Annotated in this window: 13 protein-coding genes; 9 read left to right on the forward strand and 4 right to left on the reverse strand. The window is 62.2% G+C overall.

All coding sequences use genetic code 11. The annotated features are described in order from the left end of the window. The first annotated feature begins 1 nt into the window (after window position 1). The 3 genes from ACQY39_RS18625 to ACQY39_RS18635 all read left to right on the forward strand — a co-directional run bounded on the left by ACQY39_RS18625 (window position 2) and on the right by ACQY39_RS18635 (window position 4581). On the forward strand, window positions 2-3121 hold the full coding sequence (locus ACQY39_RS18625) for an efflux RND transporter permease subunit (protein WP_428508766.1): 3120 nt from the start codon (window positions 2-4) through the stop codon (window positions 3119-3121). 38 nt (window positions 3122-3159) lie between these two features. Beyond that, on the forward strand, window positions 3160-3549 hold the full coding sequence (locus ACQY39_RS18630) for a hypothetical protein (protein ID WP_428508768.1): 390 nt from the start codon (window positions 3160-3162) through the stop codon (window positions 3547-3549). 849 nt (window positions 3550-4398) lie between these two features. Next, window positions 4399-4581: a hypothetical protein gene (locus ACQY39_RS18635; protein ID WP_428508770.1), complete on the forward strand. Its 183-nt coding sequence runs from the start codon at window positions 4399-4401 to the stop codon at window positions 4579-4581. Window positions 4582-4819: 238 nt separating this feature from the next. Here ACQY39_RS18635 and ACQY39_RS18640 read toward each other — a convergent pair whose 3' ends face one another. Continuing rightward, window positions 4820-5362 (reverse strand): hypothetical protein, encoded by a 543-nt coding sequence (locus ACQY39_RS18640; protein WP_428508772.1) that lies wholly within the window; start codon window positions 5360-5362, stop codon window positions 4820-4822. Window positions 5363-5587: 225 nt separating this feature from the next. Between ACQY39_RS18640 and ACQY39_RS18645 the strand changes: the two genes are divergently transcribed. The 5 genes from ACQY39_RS18645 (at window position 5588) to ACQY39_RS18665 (ending at window position 12374) form a co-directional block, all read left to right on the forward strand. Further along, window positions 5588-6010 carry a hypothetical protein gene (locus tag ACQY39_RS18645; protein ID WP_428508774.1) on the forward strand — a complete coding sequence of 141 codons (423 nt, stop codon included), beginning with the start codon at window positions 5588-5590 and terminating at the stop codon, window positions 6008-6010. A gap of 70 nt (window positions 6011-6080) precedes the next feature. Next, window positions 6081-7382, forward strand: coding sequence for a TolC family protein (locus ACQY39_RS18650; protein ID WP_428508776.1), 1302 nt, complete (start codon window positions 6081-6083; stop codon window positions 7380-7382). A 17-nt stretch (window positions 7383-7399) separates the two neighbouring features. Further along, window positions 7400-8887, forward strand: a complete 1488-nt coding sequence (locus ACQY39_RS18655; RefSeq protein WP_428508778.1) for an efflux RND transporter periplasmic adaptor subunit — start codon at window positions 7400-7402, stop codon at window positions 8885-8887. Continuing rightward, on the forward strand, window positions 8884-12000 hold the full coding sequence (locus ACQY39_RS18660) for an efflux RND transporter permease subunit (protein WP_428508780.1): 3117 nt from the start codon (window positions 8884-8886) through the stop codon (window positions 11998-12000). Before ACQY39_RS18655 ends, ACQY39_RS18660 begins: the two co-directional genes overlap by 4 nt. A 38-nt stretch (window positions 12001-12038) precedes the next feature. Then, complete coding sequence (locus ACQY39_RS18665; RefSeq protein ID WP_428508782.1) at window positions 12039-12374, forward strand: YnfA family protein; 336 nt, start codon at window positions 12039-12041, stop codon at window positions 12372-12374. Between the two features lie 895 nt (window positions 12375-13269). On the opposite strand, the gene ACQY39_RS18670 is transcribed toward ACQY39_RS18665, so the two are convergent. Then, window positions 13270-13704: a hypothetical protein gene (locus ACQY39_RS18670; RefSeq protein WP_428508784.1), complete on the reverse strand. Its 435-nt coding sequence runs from the start codon at window positions 13702-13704 to the stop codon at window positions 13270-13272. A 524-nt stretch (window positions 13705-14228) separates the two neighbouring features. On the opposite strand from ACQY39_RS18670, the gene ACQY39_RS18675 reads away from it, so the two are divergent. Further along, the gene (locus ACQY39_RS18675) at window positions 14229-14711 is read left to right on the forward strand and encodes a hypothetical protein (protein ID WP_428508786.1); all 483 of its coding nucleotides are present in this window, start codon (window positions 14229-14231) and stop codon (window positions 14709-14711) included. Window positions 14712-14865: 154 nt separating this feature from the next. Here ACQY39_RS18675 and istB read toward each other — a convergent pair whose 3' ends face one another. Together istB and istA are read right to left on the reverse strand one after the other, a co-directional pair. After that, window positions 14866-15717 carry an IS21-like element helper ATPase IstB gene (gene istB / locus ACQY39_RS18680; protein WP_428508788.1) on the reverse strand — a complete coding sequence of 284 codons (852 nt, stop codon included), beginning with the start codon at window positions 15715-15717 and terminating at the stop codon, window positions 14866-14868. Then, the gene (gene istA / locus ACQY39_RS18685) at window positions 15707-17236 is read right to left on the reverse strand and encodes an IS21 family transposase (protein ID WP_428508790.1); all 1530 of its coding nucleotides are present in this window, start codon (window positions 17234-17236) and stop codon (window positions 15707-15709) included. The genes istB and istA overlap by 11 nt, the downstream gene beginning before the upstream one ends. Between the last annotated feature and the right edge of the window lie 639 nt (window positions 17237-17875).

The following is a 17875-nucleotide window of genomic DNA, read 5'->3' on the forward strand; positions in this document are numbered from 1 at the left end:
CATGTTCAAGTGGCTTCTCGACAGCAGCCTGTCCAACCGGCTGCTCATCATCATCGGCAGCCTGGTGCTGATGGCCTACGGGGCCTTCACCCTGTCACGCACGCCGGTGGACGTCTTCCCCGACCTCAACAAACCCACCGTCACCATCATGACGGAGGCCGGTGGCATGGCCGCCGAAGAGGTTGAGCAACTGATCACCTTCCCGCTGGAGACCACCATGAACGGTCTGCCCGGGGTGGAGTCAGTGCGCTCGACCTCCAGTGCCGGCCTGTCTTTCCTCTACGTCACCTTTGACTGGAGCACGGAGATCTTCAGAGCCCGGCAGATGGTGTCGGAGCGCCTGGCCTCCATGGAAGAAGGCATGCCCGAGGGCGTGCTGCCGCGCATGGGCCCGATCAGCTCCATCATGGGCGAGATCATGCAGATTGCGATCCCCATCGACACGGCAAAGACCTCGTCGATGGCGGTGCGGGAGTATGCCGATTGGGTCTTGCGTCCCCGCCTGATGGCGGTCCCCGGTGTGGCCCAGGTGATTCCGATCGGCGGCGAGGTGAGGCAATTCCAGGTGCAACCCAACACGGCGCGCATGGCCGAGCTGGGCATCACGCATGAACAACTCGAAGGGGCGTTGAAGGGTTTCTCGTCCAACACCTCGGGCGGTTTCCTGGAGCTCAATGGCCGCGAATATTTGATCCGCAATCTGGGCCGCACCTCCAATCTCGACGATCTGAAGAACCTGGCCTTGAGTGCTCGGAATGGGCAACCCATCCTGCTGCGCCAGCTCGCCGAGGTCACATTCGCGCCCGCCCTCAAGCGCGGCGATGCCGGCTTCGAAGGCAAGCCGGCAGTGATCCTGGGCATCCAGAAGCAGCCCACGGCAGACACCATTGCGCTGACGCGCGCCATCGAGACGGCGCTCGACGAGATGAAGCGCTCGCTGCCAGCTGGCATGGACACCCCGCAGGTCACCTTCCGACAGGCCAGCTTCATCGAGGCTTCGATCACCACCTTGCAGGGCAAGCTGATCGGCGCCTCGGCCTTCGTGGCCGTGATCCTGCTGCTGTTCCTGGGCAATCTGCGCACCACCATCATTGCCCTGGTGGCGATTCCGGTCTCCATCTTCATCACCGCCCTGGTGTTCAAGTACTTCGGGCTCTCGATCAACACCATGACCCTGGGCGGTCTGGCGATCGCCATCGGCGGCCTGGTGGACGATGCGGTGGTGGGCATCGAAAACGTGATGCGCCGGCTCAAGGAGGACCGGGTCAAGCACCCCGAACACCGCATGAACCCGCTGGAAGTGGTGGCCATGGCGACGATGGAGGTGCGTTCCGCCATCCTCTATGCCACGGTCATCATCGTGCTCGTGTTCGTACCGCTGTTTGCGCTGCCGGGCATGGAAGGCCGTTTGTTCGTGCCGCTGGGCATCGCCTTCATCGTCTCGACCCTGGCCAGCCTGATTGTCTCGGTGACCGTGACGCCGGTGCTGAGCCTGTACCTGCTGCCGCGCATGAAGTCGCTGGACCATGGCGACACCAAGCTTCTGGCCTGGCTGAAGGCCCGCTACCGAGGTGGGCTGCAGGCCACGCTGAACCGCCCCAAGGCAGCCCTTGTGGCCGCCAGCGTGACGGTGCTGGTCGCCGCTGCGGCCGTGCCGTTCTTTCCGACCACCTTCCTGCCGCCTTTCAACGAGGGCACTCTGCTGGTAGGTTTGCGGCTGAACCCCGGCGTGACACTGGCCGAGAGTTCGGCCCTGGCCCGCCAGGCCGAGGTGCTGATCAAGCAGGTGCCCGAGGTGACCCATGTGGGCCGGCGCAGCGGCCGGGCCGAGCTGGATGAGCATGCCGAGGGCGTGCACGTCAGTGAGCTGGACGTGGGACTGAAGCCCAGCAGCGAGATCACGCGCTCGATGGACGAGATCAATGCCGACATCCGCTCGCGCCTGATCAACCTGCCGGCTGCCATCGGCATCGGCCAGCCGATCTCGCACCGCATCGACCACATGCTCTCCGGCGTGCGCTCGCAGATCGCGATCAAGATCTTCGGCGAGGATCTGGACACCTTGCGCGGCCAGGCCGACGTCTTGCGTGCCCGGCTGGCGGCCATTCCCGGCGTGGCTGACCTGGAGATCGAGAAGCAGGTGCTGGCCCCGCAGATCAAGGTGCGCGTCGACTACGCCGCGGCCGCGCGCTATGGCGTGCCGGCACCGCAGATCCTGTCGACGCTGCAGGCCCTGGTCGAAGGCGAGAAGGTCACGCAGATCGTCGAAGGCAGCCGGCGTTTCGCCCTGGTCGTGCGGCTGCCCGAAAGTGCGCGCTCGGTCGAGGGCCTGGCCCAGATCCTGATCGAGACACCCAACGGCAGCGTCCCGCTGTCCAAGCTGGCCACCATCGAAGAGGGCGACGGCCCCAACCAGGTCAGCCGCGACGACGGCAAGCGCCGCATCGTGCTGTCTGCCAACGCGCAGGGGCGGCCGCTGTCGGACATCGTCACAGACATCCGCGCGGTGGTCGCCGAGACCAAGCTGCCCGAGGGCTACTTCATCACCTTGGGCGGTCAGTTCCAGGCGCAAGAGGAGGCCTCGCGCCTGGTCGGTCTGCTGTCCATCGTGTCGGCGGTCTTGATGTTTGTGGTGCTGTTCAGTCGCTACAAGAGCACGCGCCTCGCGCTGCTGATCATGGCCAATATCCCGCTGGCTCTGGTCGGTGCGGTGCTGGGCTTGGCGTTGTCGGGCCAGCCGCTGTCGGTGGCCGCGCTGGTGGGCTTCATCACGCTGGCAGGTATCTCGGTGCGCAACGGCATCCTGAAGGTCAGCCATTACATCAACCTGATGCGCTTCGAGGGCGAGAGCTTCGACCACAAGATGATTTTGCGCGGCTCGATCGAACGCTTGAGCCCGGTGCTGATGACCGCGCTGGTGACGGCCTTCGCGTTGGCACCGCTGTTGTTCGAGGCCGAGCGCCCGGGCACCGAGATCCTGCATCCGGTGGCCGTGGTGATCTTCTCGGGCTTGATCAGTTCCACCCTGCTGGACACCTTTCTGACCCCGGCCATGTTCTGGTTGTTCGGCCGTCGTGACGCCGAGCGCCTGATGAATGACCGCAACGCAGAAGCCTTCTGAAAAACATCCCAATCAATCCACCCCTAAAAGGAACAACCATGAAGAAAACTCAAACGCTGCTCGTCAGCACCCTCTTTGCATTCGCGGCGGGCGCCTTTGCTGCGGACAAACATGACCATGGGCATGAGCACAAGTCGCTACATGGGGGCGTCGTGGTCGAAGCCAGTGACATGGACTTTGAGCTGGTGGCCAAGGCCGATCAGATCAACCTGCACGTCCGCGACCACGGCAAGCCGGCCAGCGTGCAAGGTGCCAGTGCCAAGCTGACCTTGCTCAACGGCAGCGAGAAGAGCGAGATCCAATTGGCCCCAGCCGGCGACAAGTTGGAAGCCAAGGGCAGTTTCAAGCTGGGCGCCGGCACCAAGGCCGTGGCCACGGTCACGCTGGCCGGCAAGAAGCCGGTCAATGTGCGCTTCGCGCTGAAGTAAAGCAGCGACCCGTCAAGTCAGCTCGCTGATCTGGCGCTACGACCATGGTGCTTGATTTTGATCACATGCGCGCCATGCATGGCGAGTTGCTCTCGTTTTGGCTGGTAGCCACTGCGGTGATCGGGGTAGGCGCTTTGCTTGGCATCGCCTACCTCGGGTACCGAGACTGGCAACGCAAGCGGCAGCGCCGAAAGGTACGCAGACCAAAGCGATCTGTCGGGAAACGCAGACGTAGCCATTGAATTGACTCTCAGCCAGAGACGCCATGACCGCAGGGGCATCTTTGCAAATAGTTCAATCAGGAAGGACCTTCAGCATGCATGCTCCGCGACTCTTTCTTCCCATACTTGCAAGCGCCGCAGCCTTGATGTCGGGATGCGCAACTCCTCATGCATCACCGGTGGTAACTGAAGGCAGCTACTGTCAAACTGTGATGAAACCTCGGAGGCAGCTCTGCATCACTGGCGTTCCATCAGCCTATTTGGCAAAAGAGGCAACCGAGCTTGCCGGCTCTGCAAACGCATTTACGGTGTACGTCGTACGAAACAATTGGGCAGATCCGACTGAACTGGCTGACGTGCGGTCTACTGGAACTCCAGTTGTTCAGACGCTGCCGCAGACCTTTGCAAGGTTTAGACTACCGCCTGGTCAGCACGAACTCACCGTCAGCTGGAGATCTGGTGCCACTCGAACTGTGGTGTCCGGCGCCGCAGGCGAGGTCATATACCTGCGTGTAAAGGGCTGGGCATTTTGGACCCATCGTGACTTTAGTTTTTGGCAGATTGATAGGAGCGACGCCGTAGAGCTGACGCGGGATGGCAAGTTCATCGGTGATGTTGAATCGAACCCTTGATTGCCGAAATCATTGATGAGCTGACCTTTGCCGATTCACAATCGGCTAAGCCCCGGCAACTGGGCGGGATGCGTTTTAAGCGCTACAAGCTTTACTTTGTTTGCCTTGACAAACTCGTGCGCCGCCGCAAATTCGGAGACACTGGCACTAGCGCCGCCGAATTTGCGGCGCTGCCGTAGGCCTCTGCCAAAGAGTCAAGCAGTTCCCCGATGTGGTAAGCACTGTTTCCGGTTGAGTTCGCATCCGTGGCGAAAGAAAGGCTAGCGCGCAGGAAACCTCAGCGCAGTCCTGGAACCAAGGCTAATCAGCATGTGCCCAGTGCAGAGCACCAATAGATGGTGGCGTTTGATGCTGCGGAAGGGGCTACTTGCTCTGCATATGCGATCCGTCAGGCTTGCCGACCCGCAGCTAGAACTTTCAGGGCCTGGGCGCGGGAGGCGCCACGATGTTCGTCCAGCGCTGATGCCACATCATGTGCTCCATCATCATCTGCTGCATGGGCATGTACTGATCCATCATGTACTGGCGCTGTCGGATCTGTTCTGGCGTCAGGCTGTTGTAGTAACCGTGCATATGGCCCCAGCCCATCATGGGGCCATTCATCATCATGCCAGGCCCCATGCCGCTCGGCGTGGTCGTGCAACATGCCCCGTGCCCCCAAATGCCGCGCATGCCGGTCATCGCCTCCTGCATAGCATCCCAATGCTCCTGCAGCAGTCGTTGACGCTCTTGCGGATCTCGGGACTGCGCAATACGGTCCATCTGCGTTTGCATCTGCTTCATATGCTTCTGCATTTGGGCCAATTGCTTGTCGAACTCTACTGGATTTGCGCCGCCAGCAGTCACCGCGCTCGCAGCTCGTGTCGGCTGGCCCGAGGTGTCTGGTTGAGCGTGCAACGGCGTTACCGACAAGGCAATCGCCGCTAGACCTGCCATCGCTGAGATTTTTGGAATCTTCATGGTCTTGCTCCTGAATCGAGCGCGCAGCACAGCGCAGCGCAGCGCATCCTCTCGTGGAAACAATGGTGCGCTGAATCAATGATGCGCGTATTGAGCAAGATCAAGCGGTAGAGCAATGCGGGGCCAACTGCGAGCTCGGCGCATGATTGGCGCAGCCCTGACGTGACAAATTCGGCTCTTGCCCTGCTCAGTTTGTCGTCTATTACTTGGCGATAAACTCTCCACATGGGCATCGCCAGAAACATCGCCAAGCAATGGGCTCGCTGGATCATCAGCGGGCTTGTTGCGGCGTTGTTGTTTATGCAACTGGCTGTGGCGGCCTATGCCTGCCCGAAGCTTGAGGCGCCGTCGCACGATTCAACCATGCAGATGGCTGTCATGCCCGATTGCCACGCAATGCCGGGCAGTATGGATGAGGAGGCGCCTCAGCTCTGCCATGCCCATTGCAGCAGCGACAGCCAGTCAGCGCCGTCTGTGCATGCCCCCGACTTCCAGGCTGTCGCGGCACAGGCCGTGTGGCTGGCCTACGTCCTGCCGGCCGTTCTTGATGCGGCCATGCCTACTGAACGTCGAGCAGCTCATGCCGAACCGACCCCTGGTCGCGGCTTTCCACCTCTCTATCTGACGCTTCAGGTCCTCCGGAATTGACGTCCGCCTGTAGCCGCTGCGAGTCTCGCAGCGGCTGACATGCCGTGCGAATTTCTTGTCGAGGACCATCATGCCAATCACCTATCCGGGTGCGCCTGCGGCGCATCTCCGGGCGCCGTGCGCTGCTGCACGTCGTCCTATCTCCACCCCCGCCTTGATGGCGTGCGCCCTGGTCCTGATCGCCGGACTGAGTTCCGGCACGGCCCGGGCGCTCGGCTATGCCGAGGCTTTGAGGCTCGCCGAGCAGCAAAGCCCCGGCCTTGCAGCGCAAGGCCTGCAGCTCGCTGCGGCCGGGGCAGCCCACGGCGCGGCGGCGGCATTGCCGGACCCGAAGCTGTCGGTCGGCGTTGAGAACCTGCCCGTCAGCGGCATGGATCGCTGGAGCCTCACGCGCGACTTCATGACGATGCAGCGCCTGGCGCTGATGCAGGACATTCCCAACCAGGCCAAGCGGGAGGCGCGCGTACAGCTCGCTCAGGCGCGCGCCGACCGGGAACGCGCCCTGGTGGCACTGCAACGGCTGCAGCTCTCGCAGGCCCTGGGCCTGGCCTGGATCGCCGTCCAGTCCAGTGACCGGCGCCTGCAGTTGCTCGACGAGCTGCTCGCGCAAAACCAGCAACTGCAGGACAGCCTCCCCGCACGCATTGCCGGGGGCAGCGCGCAAGCCACCGAACTCCTCGCGGCACGCCAGGAAGACCTGGGCCTGAAGGACAGGCGGGACGAGTTGCAGCGGGATGCGAGCAAGGCTCGCGCTGCCTTGCGGCGCTGGGTCGGCTTGCGCGCCGACGAGCCCCTGGATGACGCGCCGCCGCCCTTGGCGATGCCGATGGCGCAGCTGCGCGCCGAGCTGCAGCGTCACGCGGAGCTGGCGGTGTACCCGGCCATGCGCGGCATGGCGGCGGCCGAGCTGCGTGAAGCCCAGGCCGAATCCAGGGGCGATTGGTCCTGGGAGCTGGCCTACAGCCGTCGCGGCCGGCAATGGGGTGACATGCTGTCCTTCCAGCTCAGCTTTGATCTGCCCTTGCAGAAAGGGATGCGCCAGGAACCGCTGATTCGAGCCAAGCAGCTGGAATCGCAGCGCGTCGAGGCCGAGCAGGAAGATGCCGCCCGGCGCCATCTGCTGGAACTCGACGAGAACACGGCGGAGCTTCAGACCCTGGAGCGGCAGATCGAGCGGTTGCAGTCCAGCGGCATCGGCCTGGCTGCGGATCGCGCGGCCTTGGCGCTGGCCAGCTACCAGTCCGGCAAATCCGATCTGGGCGCCGTGCTGGCGGCGCGTGCGCAGGTGCTGGAAGCCCGGTTGCGCCTGATCGAGCTGCAGTCCCAGCGCGACAGCCTGCGGGTCCGGCTGAACAGCCTGATCGCCGAATGAACCGCGAGGAGATGACGATGAACACGAAGCCAAGAAAACACCTGGTCGGGCTGACCCTGCTAGCGGTCGGCATTGCCATCGGCTGGGGCCTGGCGCAATGGAATCCTGCCGCTTCCTCGGCCGCCGGCTCCACGCATGCACCCGCAGCGGCGGCTTCGCCCGAGCGCAAGGTGCTGTACTGGTACGACCCCATGGTGCCGACGCAGAAGTTCGACCAGCCGGGCAAGTCACCCTTCATGGACATGGCGCTGGTGCCCAAGTACGCCGATGAAGGTGGCGGCGGTGCCGGGCTGAGCGTTTCGCCGCAGGCGATCCAGTCGCTGGGTCTGCGCACTGCCGTTGTCGAGCAGCGGGCCGTCGCCTCCAGCATCGATGTGGTCGGCACGGTCCTGCTCAATGAACGCGATGTCAGCATCGTGCAGGCCCGCAGCGCAGGCTTTGTCGAGCGGGTCTACGCGCGCGCGCCGGGTGACGTGATTGCGGCCGGCAGTCCGCTGGTCGATCTGCTGCTGCCGGAATGGCTGGCGGCGCAGCGCGAGTTCCTGGCCGTCACCGCCTTGAAGGATGCGGCACTGAGCGCAGCGGCCCGCCAGCGACTGCTGTTGCTGGGCATGCCCGAAACCCTGGTGGCGCGCGTCGAAAGCACCGGCGAGCCGCAAGGGCGCTACACGGTGCAGGCACCCCTGGGCGGCTTGCTGGCCGAACTGATGGTTCGTCAGGGCATGACGGTCTCGGCCGGCATGAGCCTGGCGCGCATCAACGGCCTGGGCTCGGTATGGGTCGAGGCGGCCGTGCCCGAAGCGCAAAGCGGCCCGCTGCAGCCGGGCCAGACGGCGGAAGTCCGGCTGGCGGCCTTTGCTGCGGAGGTGCTCAAGGGACGCGTCGTGAGCCTCCTGCCGGAAGCGAACCCGCAGACCCGGACCGTCCGGGTGCGGCTGGAGCTTGCCAACCCGGGGCTGCGCCTGAAGGCGGGCATGTCCGGCCAGGTGCGCCTGCTGGGTGCCGAGCAGACGGCGCTGCTGCTGCCCAGCGAAGCCGTGATCCGAACCGGCAAGCGGGCCCTGGTCTATGTCGTCGATGCGCCTGGGCGCTTCCACCCGGTGGAGGTCCAGGTGGGCGCCGAGATCGGCGATCTGTTGGTCGTGCAGCGGGGACTCGCCGCGGGCCAGCAGGTCGTGGCATCGGCCCAGTTCCTGATCGACTCTGAAGCCAGCCTCAAGGGCCTGATGCCCCAGGAGCTGGCGGCAGCCGAGCCAGCGTTGCGGCCCGGTGCATCCCCGGCAGCGTTCACGGTCCTCGGCGTCATCGAGGACATCTCGACCACCGAGATGACGCTGGCGCACGAGCCCGTGCCAGCCCTCAAATGGCCGGCCATGACCATGGGGTTCAAGCTCGCAGACCCCAAGCTCGCCACCGGGCTCAAGCGCAGGCAGACGGTCCGCTTCTCCTTCACCCAGCAAGGGGATGACTACTTGATCACGGCCGTCGAGGGGGTGTCGCGATGATCGCCCGTCTGATTCGATGGTCGGTGGCCAACCGCTTCCTGGTGCTGCTGACCAGCGTCATGATGACGGCCTGGGGCATCTGGGCGGTGCGCAGCACACCGGTGGACGCGCTGCCGGATCTGTCCGACGTGCAGGTGATCATCCGCACCAGCTATCCCGGCCAAGCGCCCCAGATCGTCGAGAACCAGGTGACCTATCCGCTGGCCACCACCATGTTGTCGGTGCCGGGTGCCAAGACCGTGCGTGGGTTTTCCTTCTTCGGCGACTCCTTCGTCTATGTGCTGTTCGACGATGGCACCGACCTCTACTGGGCGCGCTCGCGCGTGCTGGAGTATCTGAACCAGGTGCAGGGGCGTCTGCCGGCCAGCGCGAAGCCGGCGCTCGGGCCCGATGCCACGGGCGTCGGCTGGATCTTCCAGTACGCGCTGGTGGACCGGACTGGCAAGAACGATCTGGCGCAGTTGCGCGCGCTGCAGGACTGGTTCCTCAAGTTCGAGCTCAAGAGCCTGCCCAACGTCGCCGAGGTGGCGTCGGTCGGCGGCATGGTCAAGCAGTACCAGGTCGTGCTCGATCCCCTCAAGCTGGCGGCTTATGGTCTGAATCAGGGTCAGGTACGTGAGGCCCTGCTGGGGGCCAACCAGGAGAGCGGCGGTTCGGTGCTGGAGCTGGCGGGTGCGGAGTACATGGTTCGTGCCGGTGGCTACCTCAAGACGCTGGACGATTTTCGGGCCATCCCCCTGGTCACGCGCGGCAATGTTCCGGTTCGCCTGGGCGACATTGCCACCGTGCAGGTGGGGCCGGAGATGCGCCGGGGCATCGCCGAACTCGATGGCGGGGGCGAGGTGGCCGGTGGCGTCGTGGTCTTGCGCTCGGGCAAAAACGCCCAGGAGACGATTGCTGCCGTCAAGGTCAAGCTCGCCGAACTGCAGAGCAGCCTTCCCAAGGGGGTCGAGATCGTCACGACCTATGACCGCAGCGCCTTGATCGAGCGCGCGATCCACAACTTGACCAGCAAGCTGATCGAGGAGTTCCTAGTTGTAGCCCTGGTCTGCGCAGTCTTCCTGTGGCATCTGCGTTCCGCCCTGGTCGCCATCATCGCGCTGCCACTGGGTGTGATGACGGCCTTTCTGGTGATGCGCTATCAGGGCATCAATGCCAACATCATGTCCCTGGGCGGCATCGCGATCGCCGTCGGCGCGATGGTGGATGCGGCCGTGGTGATGATAGAGAACGCTCACAAGAAGCTGGAGGCTTGGCAGCATGCCAACCCTGGTCAGACGCTGCAGGGCAAGGAGCGCTGGGAGGTCATCACGCAAGCGGCCGAGGAAGTCGGGCCGGCGCTGTTCTTCTCGCTGCTGATCATCACTTTGTCCTTCGTGCCGGTCTTTACGCTGGAGGCTCAGGAGGGGCGCCTGTTCGGTCCGCTGGCCTTCACGAAGACCTACGCGATGGCGGCGGCCGCCGGCCTTTCGGTCACGCTGGTTCCGGTGCTGATGGGCTATTGGATCCGCGGGCGCATCCCGGACGAGCAGAAGAACCCGATCACGCGGGCGTTGATCGCGGTCTATCGGCCTTGCCTGGAATGGGTACTGCGCTGGCCCAAGGCCACCATGCTGATTGCGCTGGTGACCCTGGCCACGACGCTGTGGCCGCTGGCCCGGCTGGGTGGCGAGTTCCTGCCGCAGCTCGACGAGGGCGATCTGCTCTATATGCCGTCGGCCTTGCCGGGCCTGTCGGCACAGCGGGCGACCGAGCTGCTGCAGATCAGCAACCGGATGATCAAGACGGTGCCGGAGGTGGAACGCGTCTTCGGCAAGGCCGGCCGTGCGGAAACGGCGACCGACCCGGCGCCGCTGGAGATGTTCGAGACCACGGTCAAGCTCAAACCGCGCGAGCAATGGCGGCCCGGCATGACGCCGGAGCGGCTGATCGAGGAACTGGATAGCGCTGTCAAGATCCCGGGGCTGTCCAACATCTGGATTCCACCGATCCGCAACCGCATCGACATGCTGGCCACCGGCATCAAGAGCCCCATCGGCGTGAAGGTGAGCGGCAGCGATCTGCAGGTGATCGATCGCATCGCAGCGCAGGTCGAGCAGGTCGCCAAGGGCGTGCCGGGCGTCAGCTCGGCGCTGGCCGAGCGATTGACGGGCGGTCGCTACATTGACGTCAAGATCGATCGCTTGGCCGCGGGTCGGTATGGCCTCAATGTGTCCGACATCCAGGCCATCGTTTCCGGTGCCATCGGTGGTGAGAACGTGTCGGAGACGGTCGAGGGACTGGCACGATTTCCGATCAGCCTGCGCTACCCGCGCGAATGGCGCGACTCACCCGAGAAGCTGGTGCAGTTGCCGATCGCCACACCGATGGGGCAGCAGATCACGCTGGGCATGGTGGCGAGCATCGCGATCAGCGACGGGCCGCCGATGCTCAAGAGCGAGAACGCGCGCCCCTCGGGCTGGGTCTATGTGGATGTACGGGGGCGAGACCTGGCTTCGGTGGCCAAGGATCTGCGCACCGCCGTGGCCAGCCAGGTCAAGCTGGAGCCCGGGGTGAGCATCGCCTACTCGGGCCAGTTCGAGTATCTGGAGCGAGCCAATGCCCGCCTCAAGGTGGTGGTACCCGCGACGCTGCTGATCATTTTCGTGCTGCTCTACCTGACCTTCTCCAGGCTCGATGAGGCGATGCTGATCATGGCCACGCTGCCGTTCTCCCTGATCGGTGGCATCTGGTTCCTGTACCTGTTGGGCTACAACCTCTCGATCGCCACCGGCGTCGGCTTCATCGCCCTGGCCGGCGTGGCGGCCGAATTCGGCGTGGTGATGCTGATCTACCTGAAGCATGCGCTGGCCGAGCGCTGCCCCGGCGATGCGACTCCGACAGCGGGCCAACTGCTGGACGCCATCCGCGAGGGCGCGGTGCTGCGCGTGCGGCCCAAGGCGATGACGGTGGCGGTGATCCTGGCAGGCCTGGTGCCGATCGTCTGGGGCAGCGGCACCGGCTCGGAAGTGATGAGCCGCATCGCCGCGCCCATGCTGGGCGGCATGGTGACGGCACCGCTGCTGTCGCTGTTCGTTGTACCCGCGGCATTCCTGATGATGAGGCGGCGCTGACAAGCTGGCACGGCGTTTGGTCAGGGACAATGCTGACCATGGAGCTCATCAAGACTTTCGGATTGTTCGTGGTGACCGCGCTGGCGGAGATCGTCGGGTGCTACTTGCCCTACCTCTGGTTGAAGCAGGGCAAGTCCGCCTGGCTACTCGTGCCAGCCGCCATCAGCCTGGCGCTGTTCGCCTGGCTGCTCTCCTTGCACCCGACAGCGGCGGGCCGGGTCTATGCCGCCTACGGAGGCGTGTATATCGGCATCGCCATTCTTTGGCTGTGGCTGGTGGACAAGGTCACCCCGACCACCACCGACTGGATCGGCGTCGGACTTTGCTTCATCGGCATGGCAGTCATCATCTTCGGCTCAAGAGCTGAGGGCTGATCTGGTCAAGGGGGAAAAAAGAACAATCATGGCTTGAGTCTGGGAACGGATGCGGCCGAGACTCTGCCTCGCGACCTGCCGCTGGCAGACCATGCCTCAATTAACTACGCTGCCGACTGTTGAAGCGCAAGGGTGCGGTTGAAAGAGCGCTTACTTTGATCTTCCGTTAACCGAAGCGTTCTCATGGGCTCCTCGCGGGGTGAAGCCATTTTCTCGTGGAATCAATGTCTCGGAGAAAATAGGCAGGTCAGGTGGCCTTCGATGATTGCGCGCGAGTCAACCACTTCTGAATGACCGGTTCGGGATGTAGACCGTCCGCCCGGCCAGCAATGGGTTGAATGACCGTTTGGTGAGGGTGCAGACATTCACAGTTTGAGGGCGAATGTCGCTGATCAGCCTCGTGCTGAGGTTCGATGAACTTCGGCTTTGGGCACTTTGCTGCCGCAAGCCCTGCGGACCGAGAGCCCTCTGGCCGGCAGCAGTCAGTTCCAGCTGGGATGTGGGCGTCAGCGCTACTCGGCCAGCCCCACGCACCCGATCCGACCATTGCCACAGGTAAGTGCAACGACTTCCAAATTCAGCGCGGACCGACAGCCGAGCTGGAAATTTCAGGAATGAGCGAGCAAAGTCCAGTTTGGAAGTTTTTTGAAGCCGGAACCCTTCGTGCTGAGCGTTTACGACGACTAGGCGCGGCCTTGCACCGGCGGCTGCGGCCGCTCCGCCACATTGGCGAGGATGACCTGCCACTTCCTGAGCGGGATCCCTCGCCGCTTAGCGAACTGCTCGATCAGGCTACCCGCTGTCCTTTAACCGTGCGTGTCGGCTCCAACCAGCCGAAGCCCTGTCGTTTCAGCTTAACTGACCGCTATCGCAGCGACACTGCCGTTGGCCCGGCCTATTTACACGGGGATGACTCAACCAGTGCCCTAGTTAGCACCGCAATGCTCGTGCTGGACCCCGCGGGTAGCGCTTCAATTGCCTTCGCGTTGCGCGCGTAGTAGTTAACATATAGGGCGGCCCGATCGCGATTAGACGTGGCATCTGGCTTTAAACAGGCGAACGCCACGTTGCGCTTTTTGAACTCCGCTTCAATATTCATTCCTGGCTTTAGCTCGGCCCCTACAACAGCGCCGACGTATATGCCATTCGTTGCGCCATCAATAAATCCCATACATATCCCGGCCTGAAGCATACGGTCGTCGGGCAGACGTCCGCCATTCAGCATTGCCAAAGCGTCTTTACAAAAGCTGAACATCTTAGCCGCATCTGATTGCGCAATCGAAACTTGCGATACCAGTGCCAACGCTAATCCGCATAGAATCTTGCTCATAATAGTATTCCATTTGGTGCCGTAAAAGGAGCGGGCAACATGACTATTCTTTGATATCGCAAGGCTGACTACGCAACTCGATATCAAGCCTGTAACCAAACCCGCCGAATTGCGACTTTGCCATTGGGTCACAAAGGCGCAAAGGTGAGTTTTCACTTTGGGACCGCGTCCGTGGAAGTCGTGTAAGTCTTTGAGGTGGCCAGCCTGAAAGGGCTGGCGAACGTCAACACTTGAGTCGTACTTCGGCTTTGGGCACATTCCTGAAGCTCGATTCAACAGCCTAGTCAGCCGCTTTGTGCCCGCTCACGCCAACTTCAACCTGCCTGGTCGGGAATCGTAGGGTAGGTTAGCCAAAGACTTAACCCTCCGTTGGGAGGGTGCGGTCCCCAGCGCTTCCGCATTCATTCTCCGCTGGCTCCACTCGGGTCATTGACTCGCTCTACATGACTCAAGCCAAGTTTTAGCTTCGACTCGCGTTATGCTTTGAAAAGTATGTCCCAATACGATCAATTCGGTGAACGACAATGAATATCCTATTCAGATCTCTTTTCATTTGTTTGTGCGCACTCTCCTTCAATGGTGCCCAAAGCGAAACCACCTCTAACGTAGTAATTCCTGAGTTTGAGAAAATCATCGCAGATGCCAAGAAAACAGGAGTGGACCCCATCGATTTCGCGTATGAAAAAAACTTACCAGAAAGCAAGATTTTCGAACTCGATAAATACCTTAACAACAAGCTGGCCAAAGAAGCTAACGAGCGGAAAGTTGCGGAAGCTCAGCTGGATAAAGAAGCTGCCGAGCGAGAAGTTAGGATAGCTCAGAAGAAAAAAGAACTTGCTGATAAAGCAGATACCCTAATCAGAATCTTTTCAAGCCTTAAAAAGGACGGCAAATTTACCCAAAAGGAAGTTGATATCCTGACTCGGATGTACAACAACGAAGTAACTCCGCCAGAGACCAAGAAACTCATAGAAGAACGGTTTCCGGACTTGTTTCCGCTCAAGTAGATATCTGTATGTTGGCGCCGACCGAATATTGAGCCACCGTGCCGACTGAATTTTGAGCCAGGTAAACGTGCCGAGTTTTGATGCCCGACTGTGGATAAGTGTAGGTCGTGTGGTTCTTGCTTGACCTCCTTCCTGTGCTGAAGCTGGTTTTGAATCAGTCCGTTTTGGCCACTTCTGGTGGCTCCGTCTTGCCGCCTTTGCGAGTCTGCTCCCTGGCCTTGATGCGGGTCTTCGCGACCGCCGAGCTGTGCTTCAGTCGGTAGCTCTCGTTGCCGGTTTCGACGATGTGGCAGTGATGCGTGAGTCGGTCCAGCAGCGCCCGGGTCATCTTCGCGTCGCCGAACACGCTGGACCACTCAGCGAAGTCCAGGTTGGTTGTTATCAGGATGCTGGTGTGTTCATACAGCTTGCTCAGCAAATGGAACAGCAAGGCTCCGCCGGCTTGGCTGAAGGGCAAGTAGCCCAGCTCATCAAGAATGACCAAGTCCATCCGCAGCAAGCTGGTGGCGATGCGACCGGCCTTGCCTTGCGCCTTCTCTTGCTCCAGCGCATTGACCAAGTCAACCGTCGAATAGAACCGCACACGCTTGCCATGCTTGGTGATGCCGGCCACGCCGATGGCGATGGCCAGATGCGTCTTGCCGGTGCCGGGGCCACCCACCATCACGACGTTATGCGCAGCCTCAGTGAACTTCGCTTCGGTCAGCTGAAGGATCAGCTTCTGGTCCACCTCGGTGCCGTCGAAGTTGAAGCCGGCCAGGTCGCGGTGGAGCGGGAATTTGGCCGCATGCATCTGGTGACTGACCGAGCGTAGCGCCCGGTCGGCGGCCTCGGCTTGCAGCAAATGCTCCAGCAGCCAGAGCGAATTTTGCGGCCCGGACTCAGTGCCGAGTTCAGCACCGAATCCGGCGCCGCCGCTCTCGCTTTGTTCAAGCAAATCGGCCCAGGCGCTGGCCATGCCGTTCAAGCGCAGTTGTTTGAGCTCGACCACCACATCACGCTTCATGATGCACCTCCTCGCTGCCGAGCCTGTCACGCAGGCGGTCGTACTGTGCAGTGTCGCTGCAAACAGGTTTGGAGACCTGCAGCACGCCGTCCACAGGCGCGGGTGCTGACGGCTCATTCAAGCGGCTCAGCACATTGACCACATGTTCCACGCTGACGCGTCCCGACGGCGGCAGCTTCTCCAGTGCCAATTCGACCGCCACCAAGACGTTGTCCAGCCCGGCCTTCGGCACGATGGCCAGCACCTTCGTCATCACGCGGTCACCGCCTTCCTCGCGCAGCAAGCCCCGGCGAAGCCTTTGCAGCGGCTCAGGCAGGTCGCTGAACGGCGCACCATTTCTCAATGCACCGGGTTTGCGCTCCAGCAGCGGCACATAGTGCTGCCAGTCGTAGTGGGTCTGCCCACGGTCCGACAGTCGTTCGTGCCGGGCCACCACGGCGTCATCCGCCACCACCACGACATGATTCGGATACAGCCTGGCGCTGACCCTCTGGCCTGCCCACTCGCAAGGCACCGAATAGCGATTGCGCGCCATCGTCACCAGGCAGGTACTGCTCACCCTGGAGGACTTCTCGACATAGCCATCAAACGCAACAGGCATTGGCATCAGGTGCAGGCGCTCATGCTCCAGCATCTCGGCCAAGCTGAACTGCTCATGCACCGGGTGTCGGACCTCCTCCCACAGCGCCCGGCAGCGTGCCGCCAACCAGACATTGAGCTCGGTGAAGGAGCTAAAGCGCTGCTGGGCGGCGTCAATCCAAATGCGCCGGCGGCTGTCCTGCACATTCTTCTCCACGACTCCCTTCTCCCAGCCCGAGGCCACATTGCAGAAGTCGGGGTCGAACAAGTAGTGCGCGCACATCACCCCGAAGCGCTCGTTGACGACCCGGCCCTTGCCCTTCAAGACCTTGTCCACAGCCGTCTTCATGTTGTCGTAGATGCCGCGCCTGGCCACGCCGCCCAGAGCTGCAAAGCTGCGGGTATGGGCATCGAACAGCATCTCGTGCCCCTGGCTCGGGTAGGCCACGAGCCAGAACGCCCGGCTGGCGCACAGATTCATGTGCGAGACCTGCAGTCGGTAATAGATGCCGCCTACAACCAAACCTTCCTCGCTCCAGTCGAACTGGAAGGCTTCGCCCAACTCAAACGTCAGCGGTACAAAGGCACTCACCAATGCCGCTTGGCCTTCGCCCTGACGCCAATCGCGGATGAAGTCGGTGAGGCGCGAATAGCTCCCCTCGTAGCCGGTAGCCTTGATCTCAGCGAGCAGGGCTCGGGCCGTGCGGCGCTCATGCTTCGGGCGATGCCCGTCAGCCTTCAGGGCTTGCCTGATCGTCTCGTGGAAAGCCGTCAACTTATTGGCCTGCTCAGCCCTGCTGTACTTAGGGCTGGCCGACGGCGCCGGGCCATTCTGCCACTTCGCCACCGTGTTGCGGGACAAGCCAGTCATGCGCGAAATCTCGCGCACTGACTTCTTGTCTCGGCGGTGCAAACGCCGGATCTTGCCAATCATGTCCATGGTGATCACTCCGTGCACCCCGCCGCTTAAAAAAGCAGCAGAGTAGGTGAAACACCTGGCTCAATTTTGGGTCGGCACAACCCCTAAAAGTGGCTCAGTTTTCGGTCGGCGCCAACAGTCGAATTCTTCAAATCGAAGGACCGCAGCCGCCTGCGGAGCCGAAGTTCGGCTCCAGGCTGGTCAGAGACATGGCCTGAGAGGCCGGCAGTGTCGGCTGCCGCCGCAAGCGGCCTTTGAGACGGTCTCGCGGTGAGCGGCATCTGATCAATCCGAACTGGCCGTTAGACGGCCCCCCCGGCGCGGCACTTTTCAACGAGACGCGCAGAATCGATGGCCGCTGTCAGCAGCCACGAACTAGCGATTTCGCCCCTCACCAGCCAGCCATGCTCTGGATTGGTGGCCACGAACCAGTCGATCGCGCACTAAGGGAATGCCACGAATAGGTGCGTGCCCCCAGACGTTCGAAAGCGGCCACATTGCTCGAACATCGTCATCGGGCTGCTACTGACGAAACATCTCGGCTAACCGAACTTGGGCGGAAGAGGCGGCGACAGCAACGGCCCGGTCGCGATCGAACGGAGGTGATCAGAGATGGCTAAAAAGTTGTTACAGTCTGCCAAAACACACTGGCCGCCGCAT

It is taken from the genome of Roseateles sp. (assembly GCF_965262435.1).
GTDB lineage: Bacteria > Pseudomonadota > Gammaproteobacteria > Burkholderiales > Burkholderiaceae_C > Paucibacter_A.

What these genes read in the sequence shown, in the direction of transcription:
- ACQY39_RS18625 (WP_428508766.1), top strand. Translation starts at nt 2, where the DNA reads ATGTTCAAGTGGCTTCTCGACAGCAGCCTGTCCAACCGGCTGCTCATC.
- istA (WP_428508790.1), bottom strand. Translation starts at nt 17,236, where the DNA reads ATGGACATGATTGGCAAGATCCGGCGTTTGCACCGCCGAGACAAGAAG.
- ACQY39_RS18645 (WP_428508774.1), top strand. Translation starts at nt 5,588, where the DNA reads ATGGGCATCGCCAGAAACATCGCCAAGCAATGGGCTCGCTGGATCATC.
- ACQY39_RS18660 (WP_428508780.1), top strand. Translation starts at nt 8,884, where the DNA reads ATGATCGCCCGTCTGATTCGATGGTCGGTGGCCAACCGCTTCCTGGTG.
- ACQY39_RS18655 (WP_428508778.1), top strand. Translation starts at nt 7,400, where the DNA reads ATGAACACGAAGCCAAGAAAACACCTGGTCGGGCTGACCCTGCTAGCG.
- ACQY39_RS18675 (WP_428508786.1), top strand. Translation starts at nt 14,229, where the DNA reads ATGAATATCCTATTCAGATCTCTTTTCATTTGTTTGTGCGCACTCTCC.
- ACQY39_RS18670 (WP_428508784.1), bottom strand. Translation starts at nt 13,704, where the DNA reads ATGAGCAAGATTCTATGCGGATTAGCGTTGGCACTGGTATCGCAAGTT.
- istB (WP_428508788.1), bottom strand. Translation starts at nt 15,717, where the DNA reads ATGAAGCGTGATGTGGTGGTCGAGCTCAAACAACTGCGCTTGAACGGC.
- ACQY39_RS18665 (WP_428508782.1), top strand. Translation starts at nt 12,039, where the DNA reads ATGGAGCTCATCAAGACTTTCGGATTGTTCGTGGTGACCGCGCTGGCG.
- ACQY39_RS18650 (WP_428508776.1), top strand. Translation starts at nt 6,081, where the DNA reads ATGCCAATCACCTATCCGGGTGCGCCTGCGGCGCATCTCCGGGCGCCG.
- ACQY39_RS18630 (WP_428508768.1), top strand. Translation starts at nt 3,160, where the DNA reads ATGAAGAAAACTCAAACGCTGCTCGTCAGCACCCTCTTTGCATTCGCG.
- ACQY39_RS18640 (WP_428508772.1), bottom strand. Translation starts at nt 5,362, where the DNA reads ATGAAGATTCCAAAAATCTCAGCGATGGCAGGTCTAGCGGCGATTGCC.